The organism is Oleiphilus sp. HI0066 (assembly GCF_001635725.1).
Genome location: NZ_LWFH01001610.1, coordinates 1 through 756, shown reverse-complemented (window position 1 = coordinate 756; position 756 = coordinate 1). Strand labels below are relative to the sequence as shown.

Genomic DNA, 756 nt, shown 5'->3' with positions numbered 1-756 from the left:
ACGACCTACACCTCAATAAACTCGGCAATGAATACGATGCCTATCGCAGCCAATAGCACTAGCAATGCATGGCAGTTTTGGAGCTTTTTCGATCATGAACGAAACGCTTGGAGCCCTCTCGAACACCTTCGTGCAAAACTCGAAACTCAACAGCGACCAAACGAAATTAAAACGAGTAAAACACACCCCCTTCGAATTGATGAAATACACCCTCCAAACGCCAAAGGTAAAATTGGTTTAACCTTCTGCCCCGGTAAAATTTGCGACGGATTATATGGAGGCAGATGGGAGCGTGATCTAAACACAGATATAGAAGCGATCTTGGCCTGGGGCGGCAAAACGCTTATCACGCTAATGGAAACGCACGAATTTGAGATTCTTGGCGTAACTCAATTTCCTACGGCGCTCAAAAACTCACAACTTAACTGGTTACATATACCCATTAAAGATATGCAAGTACCTGATAGCACCTTCGAAGCCACTTGGGCAGAAAACAAAGCGCAATTATATGAAGCTCTCAAACATGGTGATTCTTTTGTTATTCACTGCCGCGGCGGACTAGGCAGAACAGGCCTATTGGCAGCACGTATATTAACTGAACTAGGGATAAACCCCGTAAAAGCTATCCAGTACGTTCGAGACGCGAGACCCAACTCTATAGAAACCTATGACCAAGAATGCTATGTTCTTGCTCAGGCTTGGAAGGCCATATAACAATAAATCTAGAATAATACTAAAGAGTAGATAAAGGATGTC

1 protein-coding gene is annotated in these 756 nt (G+C 43.8%); it reads left to right on the top strand.

The window, feature by feature from the left end; all coding sequences use genetic code 11:
- A partial coding sequence (locus A3738_RS25235; protein ID WP_231876759.1) for a cyclin-dependent kinase inhibitor 3 family protein occupies positions 1–714 on the top strand: 714 nt, incomplete at its 5' end.
- Positions 715–756: the final 42 nt, after the last annotated feature.